The following is a 3,377-nucleotide window of genomic DNA, read 5'->3' as shown; positions in this document are numbered from 1 at the left end:
TTGCAAATCCAGGCTTCAAACGCCGCGACGGCAGTGGTTGGCTCTTTGTTGGAGAGCCGCGTGATCCAATACCGTCCGGTCGTGACTTCCGTATCGAACGGGCGCACCAGTCGCCCCTCAGATACCAGAGCCTGAAACATGGCATAGGGAAGCAGCGCCACGCCTACGCCCCTTGCCGCCAATTCCGCCATGGCGACAGAAGAATCGTAAATTGGGCCTTCCAGATGGGGTGCCCCCATACCCGCTTCTCTAAACCAGATGGGCCATTCATCTGCGCGATAAGAACGCAGCAGCTTGTGGTTTAGCAAGGCTTCGGGGTCTTTGAGTGCTAGCGCCACAGAGGGTGCGCACATCGGTGTCAGCGGTGTTTCCATCAAAGGCTGTGCGGTCAGTCCAGGCCAGCGTCCAGCACCGAAACGGATCGCCAGATCAAGGCCCTCTCGGGCAATGTCGACCCGATTGTTATTGGTGAAGAAACGAACGCTGATGCCGGGATGGGATGTTTCAAATTCCTTCAAGTACTCTGTGAGCCACCCGACAGCAAATGTCGTCACAACACCCACATTCAGTGTTTCATGATAGCGTCCGTCCGTGAACCGATCCAAAACGCCGCTGATGCGATCAAGGCTTGCGGTCAGGACCGGTAGCAACGCCTCGCCTTCCGGAGTAAGCAGCAACCCCTTGGACGTCCGGTGAAACAACTTCGCACCAAGCTGGTCTTCCAGGCGCAATATTTGATGGCTGACAGCCGCCTGAGTCACGCAGAGTTCTACGGCGGCATTGGTGAAACTACCCTGACGGGCAGCGGCCTCAAAGCTGCGCAGCGCGTTGAGGGGGATGTTTGGGCGATCCATAGGCATTACTTTTTCTCATGCGATATTCGAGATTTAGTCGTTTGCGCACCGAATGGAAAGGCTCTAGCACCTCCCTCATGAACTGCATCAATGGCGGTTCCGTAGTTATCGACCGACGAATCATCTCAGAAACCCTCGTGGTTTGCCTTTTCAGCGTGTCTGAAAGGACGAGATTGTGCGTCCTCAAGAAAGAAGAAGGCAAGACCTATGAAGACATATATTCTGGCAGTCCTGAGCGCGGCTTTGATCACGGGAAATGCGGCCCCCCTGTGGGCGCAAGACCTGCAAAATACAGTCGCCGACTGGGAGGAGCGATTGAATGCGCGCATCGGGGTTGTGCTGCGTGACACCTCCTCAGATTGGGAAATTTCGATGCGTGCAGAGGAAAGATTTCCGATGTCGAGTACGTTCAAATCCCTCCTGTGCGGTGCGGTTCTGTCGCGTGTGGATGCTGGGCAAGAAGACCTAGACCGGCGCGTAACCTATGCCGAAGGCGATCTGGTTGCCTATTCCCCTGTGACAGAGCAACATCTGGATAATGGCCTCACAGTCGGTGAACTCTGCGAGGCAACCGTGACTCTCAGCGACAACACGGCGGGCAATCTCTTGCTCGATACTGTTGGTGGTCCTGAGGGGCTGACCAACTTTCTGCGCGACATCGGGGATCAGACCACACGTCTGGATCGCTGGGAAACGGCTTTGAACGAAGCGGCACCCGGAGACCCACGGGATACGTCTACACCTTCGGCGATCCTGAACACGTTGGAAACGTTACTGCTGGGCGATGTTTTGGAACCCGCGACTGCGGCACAGCTGCGCCAGTGGATGATTGACGATCAGGTGGCCGATGCGCTGATCCGGGCGCATCTGCCCGAAGGCTGGGTGATTGGCGACAAAACCGGGGCGGGGGGCAATGGCTCCCGCGCGATCATTGCATTCATCGAACCAGAGGCGGATGTTAACTACTTTGCAGCGATCTATCTCACCGAAAGCGATGCGGATTTCGCGCTACGCAATCAGGTGGTTTCAGAGATTGGTCAGGCTATGATTGCCGAGATAAACGCCCGATAAAAGCATACATCAGGGGCCGCTCATCTGCGGTCCCTGCCCGATAAACGGTATTGCACTATGAAAAACAGTTGGCTCATTCATACGTTTCTAAGCGCGCTGGTGGCGTCTTTGCCCGGGCTTGTGGTGGCTCAAATCGGTGATGCTGATAGTTGGAGTGTTCAGAAATGCCAGCTTTACCAAAGCGCCGTTAATGACGCTCTGGGTATCCTTGGAACCTCTGGCATACGAGCGGAACTATTGGAACAAAACCAACAATTCATTGACGCTGGGTGCATTGAGCCAGGGAATATCTGTCCGCGGTCCAAAGATGAGCTTAAGCTGGCCAATCTACTGACGATTATGACGATGAACGAAGGCATGGCCAGCACATTTGTGCCGTTCAATTGTCCCTGACTCTCTTCTTCTCGCGTGAAATTGCGCTTTAGCTCACCAGTTCCCCCATAAACGAAGTCATTCGTGGAGATTCAACGAATGCGAGGCTTGCCCTACATCGTACCGGTTCAAACGCAGTGCAGTGAAGGTCAGGTTTGATGCCGTTTCAGGGTCCGATACACCGTTGGCCGCGACACGGAGAACACCTCGGCAAGATCGCTGATGGAGTACTCACCGGTGGCATGCATGCGGCAAAGTTCGCGCTGCTGCTTCTCAGATAGCTTGGGTTGTTTGCCGCGCAGTTTACCTTTGGCGCGTGCGATGGCCATGCCTTCTCGGGTTCGAATGCTGATCAGATCGGCCTCGAATTCGGCAAAGGTGGCGAGGATGTTGAAAAACATCTTTCCCATTGGGTCGGTCGGGTCATAGACGGATGAGCCGAGGGCAAGCTTTACCCCTTTCTTCTGGAGCTGGTCTGCTATGGCGCGGGCATCTGGCACGGAGCGGGCCAGCCGGTCGAGCTTGGGCACGACAAACGTGTCGCCTTCCCGCACAGCGGCAATGGCCTGATCCAGACCGGGGCGGGCGCGATTGGTGCCGGTCAAGCCATGATCTGTGTAAATGCGATCCGGGGCCACGCCGAGATTTTCCAGCGCTTGTTTCTGCGCAGTGAGGTCCTGGCTGTCGGTGGAGCAGCGGGCATATCCGATAAGAGTGGTGTTCATGGCCAAACTGTACGAATAAGGTCCCTTCATTGCAATTTTGATCGTACCATCTATATGAGACTTTCTTTGAGCCAGTTTTGTTGAAGGGGCGTCGTGGCGGGAAATCGTCCGCTGACCGATCCTCTTACGGACAAGCCCACTACCCTTCAATCAGGAATTAGAATTGCCAAGACGCCAGATTTTGAGCGACCGACAGCGGGCGGCGCTGTTTGATCTTCCAACCAATGAAGAGACCTTGCTGCGGCACTACACGCTGGCCGATGATGACATCGAACACATTCGATCCCGCCGCCGGGCACACAACCGTTTTGGGTTTGCGTTGCAACTTTGTGTCTTTCGCTATCCGGGTCGGCTG

General features: G+C 55.4%; 5 protein-coding genes. 3 read left to right on the top strand and 2 right to left on the bottom strand.

Translation table 11 applies throughout. The features are described 5' to 3' along the window. The coding region (locus AC2FFD_RS22200; protein WP_496874159.1) for a LysR family transcriptional regulator at positions 1-860 on the bottom strand (860 nt) is incomplete at its 3' end. A gap of 201 nt (positions 861-1,061) precedes the next feature. Here AC2FFD_RS22200 and bla point away from each other — a divergent pair. Both bla and AC2FFD_RS22190 read left to right on the top strand, forming a co-directional pair. Beyond that, a complete protein-coding gene (gene bla, locus AC2FFD_RS22195) occupies positions 1,062-1,925 on the top strand; it encodes a class A beta-lactamase (protein ID WP_096873667.1) in 864 nt (287 codons plus the stop codon). Between the two features lie 57 nt (positions 1,926-1,982). Continuing rightward, positions 1,983-2,318 (top strand): hypothetical protein, encoded by a 336-nt coding sequence (locus AC2FFD_RS22190; protein ID WP_065335168.1) that lies wholly within the window; start codon positions 1,983-1,985, stop codon positions 2,316-2,318. Between the two features lie 128 nt (positions 2,319-2,446). Here AC2FFD_RS22190 and AC2FFD_RS22185 read toward each other — a convergent pair whose 3' ends face one another. Then, positions 2,447-3,022, bottom strand: a complete 576-nt coding sequence (locus tag AC2FFD_RS22185) for a recombinase family protein (protein WP_065335167.1) — start codon at positions 3,020-3,022, stop codon at positions 2,447-2,449. 163 nt (positions 3,023-3,185) lie between these two features. Between AC2FFD_RS22185 and AC2FFD_RS22180 the strand changes: the two genes are divergently transcribed. Then, a partial coding sequence (locus AC2FFD_RS22180; RefSeq protein ID WP_496874158.1) for a DUF4158 domain-containing protein occupies positions 3,186-3,377 on the top strand: 192 nt, incomplete at its 3' end.

This window comes from Ruegeria sp. YTSC002, assembly GCF_059609845.1.
This window is presented reverse-complemented; position numbering and strand designations above follow the sequence as displayed.

Bases quoted from the DNA above. Each gene is read 5' to 3' on its own strand.
- bla (WP_096873667.1), top strand. From the start codon at position 1,062: ATGAAGACATATATTCTGGCAGTCCTGAGCGCGGCTTTGATCACGGGA.
- AC2FFD_RS22190 (WP_065335168.1), top strand. From the start codon at position 1,983: ATGAAAAACAGTTGGCTCATTCATACGTTTCTAAGCGCGCTGGTGGCG.
- AC2FFD_RS22185 (WP_065335167.1), bottom strand. From the start codon at position 3,022: ATGAACACCACTCTTATCGGATATGCCCGCTGCTCCACCGACAGCCAG.